The following is a 536-nucleotide window of genomic DNA, read 5'->3' as shown; positions in this document are numbered from 1 at the left end:
CCATTGCCCGTCGGTCGAGCTGCCTGGTCCGTAGGTGAGGCTGGAGCCGGCAAGACCGTCGCCATGGGCCACTTCGATGGCTGCGACTCCGGCCGCGTCGAGGGCGGCGGCGATCCGGCGCAGTTGGTCGACCGGCAGCCGGTGACGAATGGCGTGCATGCCATCGCGAAGGGTGACGTCCTGGATGTAGAGCTGCGTCATGGCACCCGTTCTTCCGTTCGCGCGGTGAGCCTTTCACCGACCCGCAGTGCGGCCGAGGTCATGATGTCGAGGTTTCCGGCATAAGCCGGCAGGTAGTGGGCGGCGCCCTCGACTTCCAGATACACCGACACCTGCCAGGCTGGACGGCCGTCGCAGGCGTCGACCAATTCGGTGGCGGGGTCGTCGGCTTCGAGCCGGCGGAACTGCACCGGTTGTTTGAGCCGGTAGCCGGGCACGTAGGCGGCGACGGCATTGACCATTGCCACCACTTGCCTTTCGACGGGCTCGAGGTCGGCATCGCCGATCAGGCAGTGGACGGTGTCACGCATGATCAG

2 pseudogenes are annotated in these 536 nt (G+C 66.8%); both read right to left on the bottom strand.

The window, feature by feature from the left end:
- Positions 1 to 201: pseudogene (locus tag F6Q13_RS20100) on the bottom strand (4-hydroxy-2-oxovalerate aldolase); the annotation flags it as partial.
- Positions 198 to 536 (bottom strand): annotated as a pseudogene (locus tag F6Q13_RS20095) (acetaldehyde dehydrogenase); the annotation flags it as partial. The pseudogenes F6Q13_RS20095 and F6Q13_RS20100, both read right to left, overlap by 4 nt.

Origin of the sequence: Mycobacterium sp., from assembly GCF_008709575.1 — a bacterium.
Classification (GTDB): Bacteria; Actinomycetota; Actinomycetes; order Mycobacteriales; family Mycobacteriaceae; genus Mycobacterium.
This window is presented reverse-complemented; position numbering and strand designations above follow the sequence as displayed.